Consider the following 17,690-nt stretch of genomic DNA (forward strand, 5'->3'; position numbering starts at 1 on the left):
GATCCTCGTGCAACCGATCCTCGTGCAACCGATCCTCGTGCAACCGATCCTCGTGCAACCGATCCTCGTGCAACCGATCCTCGTGCAACCGATCCTCGTGCAACCGATCCTCATGCAGCCGATCCTCATGCGGCCGGTCTCGACGCGGCCGGTCTCGACGCGGCCGGTCTCGACGCGGCCGGTCTCGACGCGAGCGGACTCGACGCGAGCGGACTCGACGCGGCCGGTTCCAACGTGGCCGATTCGGATGCGACTGGTGCTGACGCGGCCGCCCCTGACGCGAGCGGACTCGACGCGGCTGATTCCAACGCGGCTGACTCCGATGCGACTGATCCTGACGCGACCGGTCCCGACACGGCCGGTTCCGACGCGGCTGGGCCCGAGGCGACCGGTTCCGATGCCGTCAGTTCCTCCACGGCTGATGTTCATGTGGCCGGTTCGCCCGCGGCCGGTTCTTCAACGACCGGTCCGCTGGTGGTAGGGCTAGGCGAGGCGATGGTCCTCTTCCAGCCCGCCTCCGGGGAGTCACTATCGGCTTGTGCGACCACATCCGTGCACGTCGCCGGGGCGGAGCTGAACCTCCTCGCCGCGGTACGCCGGGCAGGCGTGCGCGCCGCATTCTGCAGCCGGGTCGGGTCCGATCCATTCGGCGAGCGGGTGCTAGCGGCGGCCGCCGGCCTGGGGGTGGAAACGGATCTCGTAGCCGTAGATCCGACGCGCCCGACCGGCGTGTTCGCGAAGGAAGTGCGCGAAGACGGAGCCCGCCGCGTGTACTACTACCGCGCCGGCTCGGCCGCCTCAGCCCTGGACGAGTCCGACGTCTTCCGAGCCGTGGCGTCCGGCCCAACAGTGGTGGCGGTATCGGGTCTGACCGCCGCCCTGGGCGACGGCCCGCGACGCGCAGTGGCAGAGCTTGGGCGCCTGGTGGCGGAGTTGCGCACAAACCCCGACGCAAACCGACACACCCAACTGCACGCCACGAACACCCACGACTACACGTCCGAACACCCACGACTGCGCGTGACGCACAATCGGACCGACGCATCCGAGCACACGGCCCGGCACGCGACGCACACTCCCGGCGACAGACCCGACCACCCGACCATGCGCACGACGGACACCCACTGCGACGCGCCCGAACAACGAGCACCGCACGCGACGCGCACCCAAGACACCACGTCTAAGCACACAGCACTGCACGCGGCGGACACTCAGGGCGACGAATCCGAGCACCCGGCAGTGCACGTGACGCACACTCCGGACGATGCGGAGCGGCGCCTGTCGACGAAGGCGGGGCAGGCGCAAGGGGTACTGCTGGCGTTGGATCCGAATCTGCGGCCCGGACTGGCGCCGGTGACGGACCTGTTGCGAGAGCTGCTGCCAGTGACATCGTTTCTGTTGCTCGGAATCGACGAGGCCGGGCCGCTACTCGGAACCGAAGAGCCGGGCGAGGTGTTCCGGCGGGCGGCAGCGCTGGGAGTCGGCGAGGTGGTGCTCAAGGCCGGGGCGGATGGATGCTGGTACGCCGGTACCGACGGGCCTGAGCACCTGCCGAGCGCCGCTGTCCAAGTGGTCGATCCCGTCGGGGCGGGGGATGCTTTCGCGGGCGCGTACCTGGCGGCGCGGCTGCGCGGGATCGGGCCGCGCGGGGCCGCCTGGCTGGGAACGCGCTTCGCCGCGGGTGTGGTCGCGGCTCCTGGCGATACCGATGGGCTTCCCGATGCCGATGAGGCGGCTGTTCTGCTTGAAGCCGCCCACCTCCAGACGGCCGCCGATGCGCATCCGGGCTCCGATTAGGCGGCGCTTCTGCTCGAGGCGGCCCACCAAACCGATGCCCGCCTGCGGGTCTCCCAATTCCGACCAGACAAAGGCACTACCCGGCGCCGCCCTACCCACGCACGCCCGCCGGCGGGCCTCCCGATGCCAACCAGACATCGGCCCTGCCCAAGGGTCACCCACCCACGCACACCCGCCGGCGTACTTCCCGACGCCAGCCAAACAACGGCATTGCTCGCGACCGCCCGCCTACAGATGGACACCGACGTGCCGATGAAAGGGACAGACCCACCAGTACGTAGGGAGCCCACACCATGCCCGGAGCGCTCTCCTGGCTCATGCCGAAGGTCAGGCTCAGCGACGCGGCGTTCCGGTCCCGGCACCGGGCGCTGACCGTGGTGCTTTGGCTGCACGCTCCCGTGCTCGTGGTGCTCCCCGTCGGGCGAAAAATCCGATATGTCGTGGCGCGCCAGCGCCCGACATATCGCGCCCAACACCGCTCAACAAAGAAGAGAACGCCGGCGACCCGCGCGGCAGCGCCGGGCAAACTCAGCGCGACGAAGGCGTCAGCGCCGCCCCAACCTGCTCGACCAGCCCAGACATCTCAAACGCAACCTGCCCCACATCACACCCCGGCTGCACCATCGCCGCCAGGCTCGCCAGCGTGTCGCCCTCCCCGAGGGCCATCACGAACAACAGGCTGCGCCCCATCTCGACGATCGTGCGCACCACCGGCCCGGCTTCGGTCGTAGCGGAGAGACCCTGGGCCAGCGAAACGATCCCCGCGACCATCGCCGCCAACTGGTCAGCACGCTCCGGCGGCAGCTCGCTCGACGACGCCACGAGAAGGCCGTCGCCCGACACGGCGACGGTGTGGCGCACCCCGATGACACGCTGTGTGAAGCCGCTCAGCAGCCAGTCCAGCCCCGTGGTCGGTGTCATGCCGAGGATCGTCCTTCCGTCGCGTGCTGGTAGCCGGACATGAGGTCGCGGGCGGCGTCGGGTTCGAGGTCCACCGTAGGACCGTCCGGCGTCTGTACGAGACCCGGCACGACGGGGACGAGGGTCGAGCGCGGGTGCGGTACGTCGACCGGCTCGCCGCCGGGCAGGGCCTGGCCGCGCTCGAACGGGCGGGGCGGCAGGCGGCGCGCCACGGGCGGGTCGAGCGCCGGCGCGGGCGCGTCCAGGACGAGGCCGGCCGGGAGGTGCACGACGGCGCGCAGGCCGCGGCCCGACGGGGGCGGGCGCAGCGTGACGGTCAGGCCGTGCCGGGCGGCCAGGCGGGCGACGACGGCCAGGCCGGTGTGGTGGGCATCGGCGGCGTCGAGCGGGGGCGGGTCGGCCAGGCGCGCGTTGAGGTCGGCGAGGCGCTGCGGGTCGAGGCCGGGGCCGCGGTCGGCGACCTCCACGACGGCGCCACCGTCCTCGCGGCGGGCCTCGACGAGCACCGGGCGGTCGGGCGGGCCGTAGCGGGTCGCGTTGTCGAAGAGCTCCGTGAGCAGGTGTACCACGTCGTCCACGGCGTCGGGGGCCACGTGCGCGTCGGGGGCGATCATCGAGTACTCGATGCGCGGGTAGTCCTCGATCCGCGACTGGGCGGCACGGAGGAGGTCCAGCAGGGTCACGGGGTCGCGGCGGCCCACGCCCGTGTCGCCGCCGGCCAGCACGAGCAGGCTCTGGTTGTCGTGGCGGATGCGCGTGGCCAGGTGGTCGAGGGCGAAGAGCTGGGCCAGGCGGTCCGGGTCGGCCTCGTCGCGCTCGGCCGCGTCGAGGTGGTGCACGAGCTCGTCGGCCAGGTGCTGACTGCGCCGGGCCAGGCCGATGACCGCGGCGGAGGTGCCGGCGCGCAAGGCGGCCTGTTCGGCCACGGCGCGGGCGGCTTCCTGGCGTACCACCTGGAACTCTTCGGGATCGATCGGCGGCGCCGTGCGGGGGCGCCGGGCGACGTGACCACGCCGGGTGACGTATGCGAAACGCAGCGCCAGTGCGATCGAGGTGGCCGCGACCGCCAGCACCGCGGCCAGCCCGGCGATGAGGGTGCTGCGCTGCTCGTCGCGGGCGGCGGCGGCGACGCGGGCCTCGTCGGTGCCCGCGAAGCCGACCAGGCCGGTAAGGGCCTCCAGGGCCGGCTGCGGGTCGCCGGCCAGGCCGTTGGGCACCTGGGCGAGCCGGTCGCGCCAGGCCGCGGGCGCGGTCTCGCCGAAGCGGCGCAGGGCGTCGAGGTGGGCGGCCTCGTGCGCGGCGAGGTTCTCGTGCCAGGCCGGCGTGTCGGCGCTGCGCCGCTCGAGCAGCTGGATCTGGGCGAGCTGCTCGCGGGCGACGGCGAGCCAGCCCGACGCGCGCAGGACGGCGTTCACGGGCGAAAGGGCGGCGCTGCGCGGCAGATCCTGCCGCCGCTCGACGAATTCGCTGATCATTTGGGTGTACTGCATGAGAAAACCGCCTGCCGCGACCTCCTGGGTTGCCGCGGACACCCGGCCGCGCAGGTCGGCCAGCCCCTCCGGCGGTCGCGGCAGGACCGCGTCGGTGGCGCCGGTCTGGGCGGTGTACGCGGCGCGCGCCTGGTCGGAGCCGGTGACCAGCAGGTTCAGCGCGGCGAGGCGCTCCCGGGACAGCTCGGTCGCGGCCCGGTCGGCGGCCGTCCCGGCGGTGACGGCGGCGCGCGGGTCGTCCATGCGCCCGCTCGGGCCCGTGTAGAGGTACGCGGCCACGCCCGCGAGCGCGAGCAGGCCCAGCAGGGGCAGGAGCAGTACCGTCGCCAGGCGCGGCCCCGAAGGGCGCCGGGCGGGTGCAGCATCGACCAGCACCGCTACCCCCTGCCATAGTCCGGTTACTTATGCGTACCACTCTTAGCGTTCGGTACGGAAGAGATGACTTTGAGTGAACGCCGGGTTTGCCCTCATTCACGAGGAAGGCGGGGCACTTAAGCAAGAAGAAAGGCAAAGTTGAGGCGGCCTCGCGCCCTGCCGCTTGAGGGCTGATCGACGGCTCACTAGATTCGCTAGCGTGCCAGAACGGCTCTTCCCGGACGACGAGCCGGGCGACGCGCCCAAGAAGGTCAAGGGCGCGTTCTTCTCCGACTTCACCGGCGAGTTCCCGGTGCCGCGAATCTTGCAGCGGCGCCCGGGCGAGCCGGCGGCCGACGCGCCGAAAAAGCGGGCCGGCGGGCCCGCGCCCGCGTGGATGCGCACCGGCCGCCCCGCCCTGCACGAGCTGACCCGCAACCGCCGCCAGGCCCTGATGGCCCTCGGCGGCGGCGCCGTCGCCCTGGGCGCCCTCGGCACCGGCGCCGCGGCCGTGTTCGGCCCGCCCTCCGCCGGCCCCGACGACTTCGTCAAGACCGGCAGCGGCGGCGGCAACGTCTCGCCCCGCGACGCCGGCTCGTTCTCCAATCGCGATGCGAGCTACACCAGCGGCCAGGGCGACCTCAACGACCTCGGCGCGGCGGGCACCGCGGACACGCCGTCGGCCGCCGCCGTCGCCGCGATGCGGGCCACCCCGCGCTTCCCGACGCCGCTGAACCGCGACCCGGTGCTGCACCTGCTGCGCCGCGCCACGTTCGGCCCGACGCCGGCCGACGTGGCGCTGGTCAAGCAGGTCGGCATCGACGCCTGGATCGACCAGCAGCTGGAGCCGGACAAGATCGCCGACCCGGTCGCCGACGCCGCGCTCAAGGCCGTGCCGACCGCCACCATGACCACGGCGGAGATCCGCACGACGGTCAAGGACGGCGACAACAAGTCGCAGATGGACCTCACCAAGGCCGTCATCGCCCGGCAGATGTGGAGCAGCCGGCAGCTGTTCGAGGTGATGGTCGACTTCTGGAACAACCACCTCAACGTGACAAGCCCGTTCGACGGCGGCTACGACGTGCGCGCTCCCTACGACACCGGGGTGATCCGCAAGTACGCGCTGGGCAAGTTCTCCGACATGCTCATCGCCTCGGCCCGCGACCCGGCGATGATGCGGTACCTCGACAACACCTCCTCGGACCGGCGCAACGTCAACGAGAACTACGGCCGCGAGCTGCTGGAGCTGCACACCGTCGGCATCGACGGCGGGTACAACGAGAAGGACGTGCGCAACTCGGCGTACCTCATGACCGGGCGCACCGCGACGCGCGACGGCCTGTTCAAGTACGAGCAGAACAAGCACTGGACCGGCGCGGTGAAGGTGCTGGGGTTCCAGCACGCCAACAAGTCCGCCAAGGACGGTCTGGCGGTCGGCGACGCCTACCTGCTGTACCTGGCCACCCACCCCTCGACCGCCCGCTACGTCGCGCGCAAGCTCTGTGTGCGCTTCGTGTGCGACACCCCGCCGCAGGGGCTGGTGGACCGGCTCGCGAAGACGTACCAGGAGAGCGGCTCGGCCATCGTGCCGGTACTGAAGGTGCTGTTCCGGTCGCTGGAGTTCTGGATCGCGACCGGCCTGAAGACTCGCCGCCCGCTCGAGAACTTCATCGCCACCGGACGTGTCGTCGGTACCACTCCGGGCGCCGACACCGCCAAGGCGCTCGACGATCTCTACAACTTCACCAACAAGCTCGGGCAGCCGCCGCTGGGCTGGGGGCCGCCGGACGGCTACCCCGACGTGGCCACGGCGTGGAGCTCGGCCGCGGGCATGCTGGAGACGTGGAACGCGCACCGGGCGTTCCTGCAGCAGCAGTGGAAGGGCCTGAACAACCCGAAGGCCGACAGCCTGGTCTCGCAGCCCGCGGCGACGCTCGGCACCTACCTCGACGTACTGGCCAACCGCCTGGTCTTCCAGCCGATGCAGCCGGCCGAGAAGGACGCGCTCATCAAGTTCCTCGCGTCCAAGGCCGACACCCGCATCACCGACAACAACCTCGGCGGCAAGCTGCCCCTGCTCGCGCCGCTGATCCTCGACTCCGTCTACCACGCGCTGCGGTGAGGCCCATGAGCAACGACTTTCCCGAGGGCGAGCGGCGCCCCCAGAGCCTCGAGGAGCTGCATCGCCACGGCCCCAACCTGTGCGAGGCGGCCATCCGCGTGCACGCGGAGAAGGTCACCGACGAGCTCGCCGCCGAGCGCGAGCAGTGGAGCCGCGGCTTCACCCGCCGCCGGCTCGTGCAGGGCGCCGGCTTCGTCGGCGTGGCCGCGCTCGGCACCCAGCTGGTGACCAGCCGGGTCTCGTTCGCCGCGCCCGAGGACAACAAGAACACGCTCATCGTCATCTTCCTGCGCGGCGGGATGGACGGGCTGTCGGTCGTGGCGCCCGGCGACGACGCCAACTACAAGCAGATGCGGCCGAACATCGCGGTGCCCATGGCGGCGATGAAGGCGGCCGGGCGCGGCTTCGGCCTCAACCCGGCGATGACCGGCCTGTACCCGCTATGGGACGCCGGCAAGATGGCCGCCGTGCACGCCGTGGCCTCCCCCGACGCCAGCCGCAGCCACTTCCAGGCCCAGGACGCGCTCGAGCGCGGCGCGGCCTCGGTCGCGGTACGCACCGGCTGGCTCGACCGGGTGCTCGCCCAGATGGGGCCGGGCACCACGTTCCGCGCGATCGCGCAGGGCTCGGCGCTGCCCCGCTCGCTCGTCGGCGGCGAGCAGGCGATCGTGCTCAACGGCATGCGCGACTTCCGCATCGACAACGACAACATGCGCACCCAGACGATGGACGCGCTCAAGACGCTGTACACCGGGCTGGACCACCCGCTCGCGGGCACCGCCGGCTCGACGCTGCAGGCCATCACGACCGCGCAGAAGCTCGCGACCACGCAGTACCGGCCGGCCGAGGGCGTGCAGTACCCCGGCGGCGGACTGGCCGACCGGCTGCGCGACATCGCCCAGCTGCTCAAGGCCGGCGTGGGGCTGCGCATCGCCGCGCTCGACGTGGGCGGCTGGGACATGCACACCAACCTCGGCCGGGTCGACGGCGGCGACATGAAGAACTCGCTGACCAACATGTCCGACGCGATCGGCGCGTTCTGCACGGACATCGGGCCGCAGCTGGAGAACACGACGATCGTCACGATGAGCGAGTTCGGCCGGCGCGTGCAGGAGAACGGCAACTCGGGCGTGGACCACGGCCACGGCAACGCGATGCTGCTCTTCGGCGGCGGGCTCAACGGCGGCAAGGTGCACGGCAACTGGCCCGGGCTGGCCCCGGCCGCCCTCGACCAGGGCGACGTGGCCGGCGCCAACGACTACCGCGACATCCTGGCCGAGATGCTCAAGAAGCGCTTCGGGGTCGGCGACTCCGCAGCGATCTTCCCCAACCACGACTTCAAGCAGCTGGGCGTGTTCAAAGGCTGAAGACCGCGCCCGCCGCCGCGCCGAGCGTGCACGCGTTGCCGAAGGTGTGGCGGTAGGCGACCTTGCGCCCCTTCCAGGTGCCGTTCGCGGTCGCGGTCACCGGGTCCCACTGCATGGTGCACGCCCCGCCGTCGACCTGCAGCTTGTCGACCCGCCCGCCGACCTTGGCCCGCTGCCCGCACGCGGTGCGCGCCTGCCGGTGGCTGCCCCCGGCGGGCTGGCCGGTCAGCGACGCGCGGCGCTGCGCGGGCGGCGACGACTCGCCCTTGGCCACCGTGAGCACGAGCCGGATCGTCCGCGCGCCCGTCGACCCGGCCGCGACCGCCCGTGCTACACCCATTCGTGACCCCCATTGCACCTGAGTGCCCAGAGCCTGCGCCGTTTCGTCCGAAGTTACCGAAAAACGGGGATTCGTCGGTACGCCATTTTCGCGCACTGCACCCAAATGATCGACGTGCGGGACTATGGTGCTGGGTGTTGGAGGTTTGCCCCGTGCCGATGGAAGCACAGGCCCAGAAGCTCGTCGCCGGCTTGGTCCGGGTGGCCGTGATGGCCCCCGTCGACGGCCCGGAGCCGACCCACGGCCTGCCCCCCGCCCACCGCCAGATCATGCTGCTGCTGGGCCGCCGCGACCGCGAATACCGGCTGTCCGACCTCGCCGGCGACCTCGGCTCGACGGTCGCCACGACCATGGCCCTGCTCTCGCCCCTGATCGCCGACGACCTGGTCGAGATGCGCCCCGCCCCGTCCTACGCGGCCCGCGACATGCGCGTGGCCGCGACCGACCGCGGCCTGGCCACCACGCCCGCCCCCGCGAACTGGGCCGACCAACTGCTGTCGGAGGTCGACGGGCTGACCGACAACCAGCAGGCCCGCCTCCTGCGCATGGTCACCGCGCGGATCGGCCTGATGCAGCAGCAGGGCACCATCCCGGTCACGCGGATGTGCCTGTCGTGCCGGTTCTTCGACGGGTACCGCCATCCCGGCACCCCGACCCCGCACCACTGCTGGTTCGTCGATGCCCCGTTCGGGTACCGCGAGCTTCGCCTGCACTGCCCCGACCACATCCCCGGCGAGCCCCCGAAGCCGAAGTACTGACCCTCGCGCGCACGCTCTGTGCACGGTTACGCACTGCGATGCCGCCGGCCGCCACCTGGCGACGCCCCCAGCGGTGAACTCTGGCACGCCGCCCGCTGCGTACCGCGGGAAGTGCTCTTATGCTGTTCGCGTGACAACCTGGGGTGGGCCATGAGCATGTCGGTGACCGCCACCGTGATGATGGACGGATCGACCGTACTCTCCGTCCGGGGCGAGATCGACCACAGCAACGCGGCCACGCTGCGTCAGGAGATCGTGTCCGCCGCGACCGACCGGCGGCCGAGCTCGCTGCGCGTGGATCTTGGCCTGGTGACGTTCCTGGACTCCGCGGCGGTGGGCGCCCTGGTCGCTGCCCAGCGCGAGGCGGGCGCCGAGGGCGTGCGCGTCGTGGTGTGGCGCTCGAGCCCGTTCGTGTACCGCCAGCTGCGCATCGCCGGCGTCCACGAGCTGCTCGGCGCCCCGGCCGAGCCCGACGGCGACCACATCGCCTTCTGACCCGGCGGGCGCTCAGCTCAGGCCGATGTCGTGGTCCTTGTTGATGTGCCGGTCGTCGCGCAGCGGGACGTACGGCTCCTCCTGCGGCTCCAGGCCGCCCTCGATCGCGCGCTCCCGCTCCAGCTCGGCGTCGAACTCGGCGCCGAGCAGGATGGCGATGTTCGAGATCCACAGCCACACCAGGAACGCGATGATCCCGCCCAGGGTGCCGTAGGTCTTGTTGTACGACCCGAAGTTCGACACGTAGATCGCGAACCCGGCCGACGCGATCAGCCAGATGACGACGGCCAGCGCGCCGCCCGGCGTGATCCAGCGGAAGCCGTGGTGGCGGGCGTTGGGCGAGGCCCAGTACAGGATGGCCAGGATCGACAGGACCACCACCAGCAGCGCGGGCCACTTGGCGATGTTGAAGACCTGCACCGTCTCCTTCGACAGGCCCACCAGGCCGCCCACCCGCTCGGCGAAGCGGCCGCTGAACACGATGCTCAGCGCGGCGAACGCGATGAGCGTGCCGACCGCGATGGTGATGCCGAGGCGGATGGGCAGCACCTTCCAGATGGGCCGGCCCTCCGGCACGTCGTAGATCGCGTTGGCCGCGCGCATGAACGCCCCGACGTACCCCGAGGCCGTCCACACCGCGCCGAGCAGACCGACGACCGCGAAGAGGCCGGCGATGTGCGAGCCCTTCTTGAGCTCCGAGATCGCGCCGGTCATCGGCCCGGCGATGGCGCCCGGGAAAAGCTGCTGGGCATTGTCGAGTACCGCCGACTCGGTGGTGTCCGTCAACAGGAGCCCGGAGACCGACAGCAGCACCAGAATGCCTGGGAAGATGGAGAGGACGCCGTAGTACGTCAGGGCCGCCGCCCAGTCGCTGAGGTTGTCGTTGTTGAACTCCTTGACGGTGCGCTTGAGCACCTCGAGCCAGGAGCGGCGGCTGAGGTCGGTGGGGCTTTTCGGGCCACCCGAGATCGGGTCCTCGGCACCGGTCGCATCATCGGTGCTCGTGTCGTCGTCGTCAGCCATCGGGCGCCACCTCCAGGGTCTCTATGCCCCCGCCGCGCTGCCCGTTAACGCTCCGGGTGGACCCTTCCGGCCCTGATCAGTGCGCTCTGCACGGTGTCGACCAGTTCGGTGGCGCGGAACGGCTTGGCGATCACTGACGCGTCCTCGCCCAGGTCGATGACGGCGGCGTCGAAGTACGGCAGCCCGGACATGTACATGATCAGCGCATCGGGGCTGCTCGCCCGCACGGCCGCGGCCACCTGCACGCCGGTGCCGTCGTTGAGCTTCAGGTCGGTGATCGCCAGGTCGATGCCCTTGGGGTGCTCGGCCAGGCACCGCTCGGCCCCGGCGAGCCCCGAGGCGGTCAGCACCTCGGCGCCGGCGCGGGTGAGCACCCGGCGCACGATCTCGCACAGATCCGGCTCGTCGTCGACGACCAGGACGCGCAGCTGCTCGATCATGCAATCACGATATGCCGCGCACCGGATGCTAGCGTGCGGATCCATGAACGGCGGAGAACGCTCGCTCGCCGACCTCGTGCGCTTCGAGCGGCCGCCGACGCCGACCCCGGCGAGCCGGCGCCTGCGCCGCCTGCTCCTGCTGACCGCCGTGGCGACGATCGCGATCGACGTGATCAACCTGCGGTACTCCGCGGAGGCCGGCTTCGCCCTGGGCGTCCGCACGTTCTGGGCGACGCTGCGCGCGATCGGCTTCCTGTTCCTCATGCGCGAGGTGCGCTTCGGCCGCCTGACCGCCCGCCCGCTCGGGCTGATCCTCGCCGTGACCACGGTGTTCGCCTCGGCGCGCCTGGTCCAGCCGAAGGAGGGCGCCCTCCTGCCGCGCCTGCCCGTCGTGCTCGGGCTCGTGGTCGTGGCGGTGCTGTGCTCGGCGGTGGTGTGGCAGCTGTTCCGCTCCCCCGGCATCGACGAGCACCTGACCCGGCGCAAGCCGCGGCGCGTGGTACCCCCGTGGGTGCTGACCGCGCGGGTGGCCGCCCTGTCGTACTCCGCGCTCATGTTCGTGCCGTGCCTGGTCGCGCTCGGCTCGCTGTTCGACACCCCGCGCCTGCGGCCGGAGATCGCGGTGCCGCTGGTGGTGTCCTGGTTCGTCCTGGGCCTGGTCATCGGCCTCGTGGCGGGCATCATCAGTTTCGTGACCCTGTTCGGGCACGGCTGGGCCAGGCTCCTTCTGGCCCTGATTTCCGCGTTTGTACTGCTGGTGCAGCCCACGCTGTGCTACCTGCTCCTGGGCTGGGACGGCCTCATCCGCGACGGCACGCCGATGGTGATCGCGGCGCTCGTCTGCCTCTACGGGCTGGCCAGATCGCGCGTGTCGCCCTCGGCATAGTGCTTGATCTTGGCTTCGATGTGCTCCAGGTCGCCCTGCAGCGCGGCGATTCGCTCCAGTACCTGCTGGCGGTGCTCCTCGAGCAGGACGCGCCGCGCGTCGAAGGTGCCCGGCCCGACCCGGCACAGGTCCGCGTAGCGACGCATCTCGGCGATCGACATGCCGGTGGCCTTGAGCCGCGTGAGGATGCGGAGCATGCCGAGGTCGGCCTCGGAGTACCGGCGGTGCCCGTTCGTGCCCCGGTCCGGCGGCGCGACGAGGCCGGCGCGCTCGTAGTACCGCAGGGTGTGCGCACTCAACCCGGTCAGGTCGGACGCCTCGGCGATGGTGAACATGTCTCCCGAGTCTATTGGACTTCTCCCCCGGGTCCGTCGGACTTCTTCGCGGGTCTATTTGACTTCGAGCGCGCTCTAAGGGGAACGCTTGTGGCATGCAAACGCGAAACCTCGGTGCACTGACCACGTCCGCACTCGGCCTCGGCTGCATGGGGATGAGCGAGTTCTACGGCACCGGCGACGACGCCGAGTCGGTCGCCACCATCCACCGCGCGCTCGACCTGGGCGTGACCCTGCTCGACACCGCCGACATGTACGGCCCGTACACAAACGAACAACTCGTCGGCCGCGCCATCGCCGGCCGCCGCGACGAGGTGGTCCTGGCCACGAAGTTCGGCATCCAGCGCGAGGGCGGCACGAGGCGGGTCAACGGCAACCCGGAGTACGTCCGGCGAGCCGTGGACGCGTCGCTGCAGCGCCTGGGCGTGGACCACATCGACCTGTACTACCAGCACCGCGTGGACCCGACCGTGCCCGTCGAGGAGACGTGGGGCGCGCTGGCGGAGGCGGTGGCCGCGGGCAAGGTACGCCACCTGGGCATCTCGGAGGCGTCCGCGGACAGCGTGCGCCGCGCCCACGCGGTGCACCCGATCGCCGCGGGCCAGTACGAGTACTCCCTCTGGACCCGCGACCCGGAGGACACCATCATCCCGCTGTTCCGCGAGCTCGGAATCGGCCTGGTCGCGTACAGCCCCCTGGGCCGCGGCTTCCTCAGCGGCGAGATCACCAGCCCGTCCCAGTTCGCCGCGGACGACTTCCGCGCGACGAACCCACGCTTCCAGGGCGAGAACTTCCAGAAGAACCTGGACCTGGTGACGGAGGTCAAGCACCTCGCCGACGCGAAGGGCGCGACGGCGGCCCAGCTGGCCTTGGCGTGGGTACTGGCCCAGGGCCCGGACATCGTGCCGATCCCGGGAACCAAGCGCCGCAAGTACCTGGAGCAGAACGCGGCGGCCCTGGCCGTAACCCTGACCGCCGACGACCTGGCCGCAATCGAGAAACTTTCCATCGGCCGCGACGTGGCGGGCGCCCGGTACGCCGAGATGGGCTCGGTGAACAAGTAAGACCGAGCGTGCCCGCCTGAGTCACTCCGGCCGGGCGGGCACGCTGCTTCGCACACAGAACTGCGCGAACATGCCACCCCGCTGCACACACCCGACATCTACGCCCCGCCACAGGCGTGGCTCGCGTCGACAAGCGCCGACCGATCTGGCACCGGTCCTCGCCTACCTGTGCACCGGTCCTGCCCACCTGTGCACCGGTCCTCGCCTACCTGTGCACCGGTCCTGCCCACCTGTGCACCGGTCCTGCCCACCTTTACACCGGTCGAGCACGCTGCTTCGCGCGGAACTGCACGAATGTGGCGCAGCGCTGCACACACCCGACACCTACGCCCCGCTGCGCCCGCCCGCCCGCCATACGCCCTACTCTGTGCCCGCCCGTCATGCGCTGAGCGAGCACACTGCTTACACACACAGGCCTGCGCGAATGTGTCGCAATGCTGGGCTTCGCTCAACAAGCGAGCACCAAATCCTCGGATACACCAACCCGAAGTGCTGGCGCGGACGGACATGCTCCCTTACGCTCTTGCACGTGACCGCGCGAATGAACAGCTGGTGGCCCGCCTGACGAGGCGGCCCACTTCCGCGTGACACTTTCGCGGCCGCCCGATGAGGCGGCCGTTTTGCTTTCCCGGAAGCCCCGGGTGCCGCCTCCACAGAGACGGCCACCCGAGCCCGAAGGGAACGCCATGCCACACGACCCGCTGTTCGCCCGCCCCGCCGCGAACCCAGCCACCGCCTCATCGCCCCCCTCGCCCGCAAGCGCTCATTCCGTCACACCGGAACGCTCGAACGTGCACACGTCGTTCACGCAATCCGACCATCCGGATACGGCACCTCCATTCACGCTGCCTGGCCGCTTCGATGTGAATGCCCCGTTCGCCCTCCTGCGCAGAGAGGGCCGCGCCAACGTCGAGGTGCTGACCGGTCCCATCTCGACCGTGGACGCGCTGGCCGACATCCCCGACGATTGCTTGGCGCTCGTTCCGTTCCGCCAAGTGCGCGAACGCGGCTTCGACTGCGTGGACGACGGCACGCCGCTGTCCGTGTTGCGCATCGCCGACCGCCAAGAGATTCCGGTCGCCGATCTGCTGAACCTGCTGCCCGAGTCCCCGATCCAATTCGCGAATGCCGGCTTCGACGTCGGCGACGACGAGTACGCGTCCATCGTGGAAACCGTCCTGCGCGAGGAGATCGGCCGCGGCGAGGGCTCGAACTTCGTCATCCACCGCGTGTTCGAGGCCGACGTGAAAGGCAGCCCGGTCGCGGCCGCGCTGACCGTGTTCCGTCGCCTGCTGACGCACGAACGCGGCGCCTATTGGACGTTCGTAGTGCACACCGGTGAGCGAACGCTCGTCGGCGCCACCCCCGAGCGACACGTCAGCGTCGACGACGGCCTGGTGATGATGAACCCGATCAGCGGCACCTTGCGCGGTACCCCGTCCAAGCCCGCGGTGCTGGAGTTCCTGGCCGACCGCAAGGAGATCGACGAGCTGTCGATGGTGCTGGACGAGGAGCTCAAGATGATGGCCACGGTGGCCGACCTGGGCGGCCAGGTCATCGGCCCGTACCTGAAGGAGATGACCCACCTCGTCCACACCGAGTACCTGCTGGCCGGCCGCACCAGCCGAGACGTGCGCGAGGTCCTGCGCGAGACGATGTTCGCCCCGACGGTCGTGGGCAGCCCGATCGAGAACGCCTGTCGAGTGGTGGCAAGGCACGAACACCGCGGCCGCGGCTACTACGGCGCGGTCCTGGCCCTGCTCGGCCGCGACGCGCAGGGCCGTCAGACGCTTGACGCCCCGATCCTGATCCGCACCGCCGACATCGACAACACCGGCCGCCTGCGAGTCCCGGTCGGCGCAACCCTGGTACGCCACTCAACCCCGGCCGGCGAGGTCCTGGAAACCCACACCAAGGCAGCAGCGGTACTACGAGCGCTGGGCCTGGACGCCCACAAGAGCAAGGTCGCGCCCCCAACGACCACGAACGTGCAAACAGAGCCCAAAGACGAGCGCGCGAATGCGTCCGAAGGCGCAGCGGATGTCCCCGTACCGAGCAAGGACGAGCATTCCGATGCGGCCGAAGGTGCAACGGACGTCCGCACGCCAGGCGACAACGAACATGCAGATGTGTCCGAAGGCGCAACGGACGTCCGCACGGCAGGCGACAACGAGCGTTCGGATGTGTCCGAAGCGCGGCTCGCGGCCGATCCCGAGGTGCAGGCCGCACTCGTAGCGCGCAACGCCACGCTCGCGCCGTTCTGGTTGCATGCGCGCGACGGACTCAGCGCGGACCCGGCACTCGCGGGTCGGCGAGCGCTCGTTGTTGACGCCGAGGACACGTTCACCGGCATGCTCGTGCATCAACTGCGCGTACTGGGGCTGTCGACAACGCTCGTGCGGTACGACTCCGAAATCACGGTCGACGAGTTCGACCTCGTGATCCCCGGACCTGGCCCGGGCGACCCGCGGCAGCTGGACGACCAGAAGATCGCGCGCATGCGCGGCATCGTGGCCGGACTGCTCGAAACCGGCCGTCCGATGCTCGCGATCTGCCTGAGCCACCAGCTCACCGCCGGGTTGCTGGGCCTGCCGTTGCGCCGGAAGGCCTCGCCCTACCAAGGCATGCAGCGCGACATCGACCTCTTCGGCCGCCACGCGCGGGTCGGCTTCTACTCGACGTTCGCGGCCACGCACGACGGCCCGGTGCTCGACACCGCGTACGGCCCGGTCAACGTCGCCCGCGACCCATCCAACGGCGACGTGCACGCATTGCGCGGCCGCAGCTTCGCGAGTCTGCAGTTCCACCCCGAGTCCGTACTGAGCCAGAACGGAATCGACCTGCTGCGCGAGCTGCTGACGGTTCTGCTCGCCACGCCGGTGGCCACCTCACCGGAGTGAACTGACCGCGCGCAACGACGAGCGAACGCACACGAGTTGAGCACGATCGCGCACGCGGGACGTTCGTGCACGACGGACGTTGCACGGTCATGCACGACCGACGTTGCACGGTCACGCACGACCGACGTTGCACCGTCACGCACCACCGACGTTGCACCGTCACGCACCACCGACGTTGCACCGTCACGCACCACCGACGTTGCACCGTCACGCACGACGGATCTGCGCGGTCGTGCTCTGCAGATGCTGCACATTCGAGTACGACCGAGACTGCGCGGTCGTGCTCGAATGCGCGGCGCGGTGGAAACACGACGGGTGGAGCACGTCGTGCGCAGTTGAGCACTGCTGCTGCACGGCCGGGCATGGCCGATGCTGCACGACGACCAACCGCGATGTGCACAGTGGTGCGTGTATTTGCGGCGTATTGGGCATGTCATGCGCGGGGCCGGTTGGGTACTGCGTGCTGTGTGGTCGTGCGCTTGGCCATTGGGCGGGAAATTGTTGCCGGTTCTGGTCGGCGCGCCGGTGGGTACCTCAACTTGGTGATCGTCCGCTTCGTCCGTCTCATTGCGCGCTTTTTTCGCGGGCGCGACCTCAATCTGCACGCCGCTGCGGTCACCTTCTACTCGGGGATCGCCGTGGTGCCGGTGGCTCTGCTCGTGCTGCGCCTGGCCGCCGCGCTCGTGGGGGTCGGGCGGGTCAAGCACCTGGCCGAACCCGTGCTCGCCGCCATGCCCGAGCGCATGGCGGCCGGCGCCGGCGTGTTGGTCGATGCCGGGGCTGGCATGAGTTGGTGGTTTACGTTCGTTGCGCTCATTCCGGCCACGCTCTACGGCGAAGGTCTGCGCCGCGCGCTCGCCTCGCTCTCCGGTGAACCCGGCGGCGCCGCCGTCGGCTGGCGTGGGCGGCTCCTCGTGCTGCCGCTGCTCGCCTGCGGGCCCGCGCTCGTGCTCATGCTGCTCGTTGCGCTCGGCGCCCCCGCCCGCCGCCTGCACGACGGGGGCTGGGCGACGTTGTGGGCGGTGGTGCTCAGCTTCCTGATCGTCTGGCTGGTCCTCAGCCCGGTGCTCATCCTGGTGTACCGCCTGATCGCGCCCCTCCGCCCCGGCTGGCCGGTCACCGTGGTCGTCGCCTCGTTCACGGCTGCGAACATCTCCGGATTCGCGCACGGATTTGTGCTGTTCTGGACGCTGCCCCTCGACCTGGGCGCGCCGTTCGGGGGCCTCGACGCCGTCGGCGCGACGGTTGCTGTCGGTTTGTGGTTGTACCTCTTTCATCTGCTCACGCTCGTCGGGTACGCCGCGACCGTTCAAGCGCACCGTATGGTGCTCTTGCGCTCAGCCGCGCAGTCGACAATGCTTCCGAATTAATTTCACTTCTGTCTTCGTTTCGTCG

15 protein-coding genes are annotated in these 17,690 nt (G+C 70.5%); 9 read left to right on the top strand and 6 right to left on the bottom strand.

All coding sequences use genetic code 11. The annotated features are described in order from the left end of the window. Window positions 1–1,797: PfkB family carbohydrate kinase (locus AB0B76_RS34955; protein ID WP_360383404.1), on the top strand; the 1,797-nt coding region annotated here is incomplete at its 5' end. 528 nt (window positions 1,798–2,325) lie between these two features. On the opposite strand, the gene AB0B76_RS34960 is transcribed toward AB0B76_RS34955, so the two are convergent. Both AB0B76_RS34960 and AB0B76_RS34965 read right to left on the bottom strand, forming a co-directional pair. Further along, window positions 2,326–2,718, bottom strand: a complete 393-nt coding sequence (locus AB0B76_RS34960; RefSeq protein ID WP_360383407.1) for a roadblock/LC7 domain-containing protein — start codon at window positions 2,716–2,718, stop codon at window positions 2,326–2,328. Further along, window positions 2,715–4,583, bottom strand: a complete 1,869-nt coding sequence (locus AB0B76_RS34965) for a sensor histidine kinase (protein ID WP_360383409.1) — start codon at window positions 4,581–4,583, stop codon at window positions 2,715–2,717. The genes AB0B76_RS34960 and AB0B76_RS34965 overlap by 4 nt, the downstream gene beginning before the upstream one ends. Window positions 4,584–4,782: 199 nt before the next feature. Between AB0B76_RS34965 and AB0B76_RS34970 the strand changes: the two genes are divergently transcribed. Together AB0B76_RS34970 and AB0B76_RS34975 are read left to right on the top strand one after the other, a co-directional pair. Continuing rightward, complete coding sequence (locus AB0B76_RS34970; protein WP_360383412.1) at window positions 4,783–6,687, top strand: DUF1800 domain-containing protein; 1,905 nt, start codon at window positions 4,783–4,785, stop codon at window positions 6,685–6,687. A 5-nt stretch (window positions 6,688–6,692) separates the two neighbouring features. After that, complete coding sequence (locus AB0B76_RS34975; RefSeq protein ID WP_360383414.1) at window positions 6,693–8,054, top strand: DUF1501 domain-containing protein; 1,362 nt, start codon at window positions 6,693–6,695, stop codon at window positions 8,052–8,054. On the opposite strand, the gene AB0B76_RS34980 is transcribed toward AB0B76_RS34975, so the two are convergent. Next, window positions 8,044–8,394 carry an SSI family serine proteinase inhibitor gene (locus AB0B76_RS34980; RefSeq protein WP_360383417.1) on the bottom strand — a complete coding sequence of 117 codons (351 nt, stop codon included), beginning with the start codon at window positions 8,392–8,394 and terminating at the stop codon, window positions 8,044–8,046. The two genes, AB0B76_RS34975 and AB0B76_RS34980, sit on opposite strands and share 11 nt — an antisense overlap. Window positions 8,395–8,546: 152 nt before the next feature. Between AB0B76_RS34980 and AB0B76_RS34985 the strand changes: the two genes are divergently transcribed. Then, entirely contained in the window at window positions 8,547–9,152 is a 606-nt protein-coding gene (locus AB0B76_RS34985) for a MarR family winged helix-turn-helix transcriptional regulator (RefSeq protein WP_360383420.1), read from the top strand. A 150-nt stretch (window positions 9,153–9,302) separates the two neighbouring features. Beyond that, the gene (locus AB0B76_RS34990) at window positions 9,303–9,647 is read left to right on the top strand and encodes an STAS domain-containing protein (RefSeq protein WP_360383423.1); all 345 of its coding nucleotides are present in this window, start codon (window positions 9,303–9,305) and stop codon (window positions 9,645–9,647) included. A 12-nt stretch (window positions 9,648–9,659) separates the two neighbouring features. Here AB0B76_RS34990 and AB0B76_RS34995 read toward each other — a convergent pair whose 3' ends face one another. Further along, on the bottom strand, window positions 9,660–10,670 hold the full coding sequence (locus AB0B76_RS34995; RefSeq protein WP_360383426.1) for a YihY/virulence factor BrkB family protein: 1,011 nt from the start codon (window positions 10,668–10,670) through the stop codon (window positions 9,660–9,662). Window positions 10,671–10,714: 44 nt separating this feature from the next. Continuing rightward, window positions 10,715–11,110, bottom strand: coding sequence for a response regulator (locus tag AB0B76_RS35000; protein WP_360383429.1), 396 nt, complete (start codon window positions 11,108–11,110; stop codon window positions 10,715–10,717). 43 nt (window positions 11,111–11,153) lie between these two features. On the opposite strand from AB0B76_RS35000, the gene AB0B76_RS35005 reads away from it, so the two are divergent. Then, window positions 11,154–11,996, top strand: coding sequence for a hypothetical protein (locus tag AB0B76_RS35005; protein ID WP_360383432.1), 843 nt, complete (start codon window positions 11,154–11,156; stop codon window positions 11,994–11,996). On the opposite strand, the gene AB0B76_RS35010 is transcribed toward AB0B76_RS35005, so the two are convergent. Beyond that, on the bottom strand, window positions 11,957–12,331 hold the full coding sequence (locus AB0B76_RS35010) for a MerR family transcriptional regulator (protein WP_360383434.1): 375 nt from the start codon (window positions 12,329–12,331) through the stop codon (window positions 11,957–11,959). The two genes, AB0B76_RS35005 and AB0B76_RS35010, sit on opposite strands and share 40 nt — an antisense overlap. Window positions 12,332–12,426: 95 nt before the next feature. Between AB0B76_RS35010 and AB0B76_RS35015 the strand changes: the two genes are divergently transcribed. The 3 genes from AB0B76_RS35015 to AB0B76_RS35025 all read left to right on the top strand — a co-directional run bounded on the left by AB0B76_RS35015 (window position 12,427) and on the right by AB0B76_RS35025 (window position 17,665). Further along, on the top strand, window positions 12,427–13,395 hold the full coding sequence (locus tag AB0B76_RS35015; protein WP_360383437.1) for an aldo/keto reductase: 969 nt from the start codon (window positions 12,427–12,429) through the stop codon (window positions 13,393–13,395). 845 nt (window positions 13,396–14,240) lie between these two features. Further along, complete coding sequence (locus AB0B76_RS35020; protein WP_360383720.1) at window positions 14,241–16,295, top strand: anthranilate synthase family protein; 2,055 nt, start codon at window positions 14,241–14,243, stop codon at window positions 16,293–16,295. Window positions 16,296–16,837: 542 nt separating this feature from the next. Then, a complete protein-coding gene (locus tag AB0B76_RS35025; protein WP_360383440.1) occupies window positions 16,838–17,665 on the top strand; it encodes a YhjD/YihY/BrkB family envelope integrity protein in 828 nt (275 codons plus the stop codon). The last annotated feature ends 25 nt before the right edge of the window (window positions 17,666–17,690 follow it).

It is taken from the genome of Dactylosporangium sp. NPDC049140 (assembly GCF_040648435.1).

Excerpts from the sequence above, each read along its gene's own strand:
- AB0B76_RS34975 (WP_360383414.1), top strand. The coding sequence starts at position 6,693 with ATGAGCAACGACTTTCCCGAGGGCGAGCGGCGCCCCCAGAGCCTCGAG.
- AB0B76_RS35000 (WP_360383429.1), bottom strand. The coding sequence starts at position 11,110 with ATGATCGAGCAGCTGCGCGTCCTGGTCGTCGACGACGAGCCGGATCTG.
- AB0B76_RS35005 (WP_360383432.1), top strand. The coding sequence starts at position 11,154 with ATGAACGGCGGAGAACGCTCGCTCGCCGACCTCGTGCGCTTCGAGCGG.
- AB0B76_RS35010 (WP_360383434.1), bottom strand. The coding sequence starts at position 12,331 with ATGTTCACCATCGCCGAGGCGTCCGACCTGACCGGGTTGAGTGCGCAC.
- AB0B76_RS34990 (WP_360383423.1), top strand. The coding sequence starts at position 9,303 with ATGAGCATGTCGGTGACCGCCACCGTGATGATGGACGGATCGACCGTA.
- AB0B76_RS34960 (WP_360383407.1), bottom strand. The coding sequence starts at position 2,718 with ATGACACCGACCACGGGGCTGGACTGGCTGCTGAGCGGCTTCACACAG.
- AB0B76_RS35015 (WP_360383437.1), top strand. The coding sequence starts at position 12,427 with ATGCAAACGCGAAACCTCGGTGCACTGACCACGTCCGCACTCGGCCTC.
- AB0B76_RS34980 (WP_360383417.1), bottom strand. The coding sequence starts at position 8,394 with ATGGGTGTAGCACGGGCGGTCGCGGCCGGGTCGACGGGCGCGCGGACG.
- AB0B76_RS34995 (WP_360383426.1), bottom strand. The coding sequence starts at position 10,670 with ATGGCTGACGACGACGACACGAGCACCGATGATGCGACCGGTGCCGAG.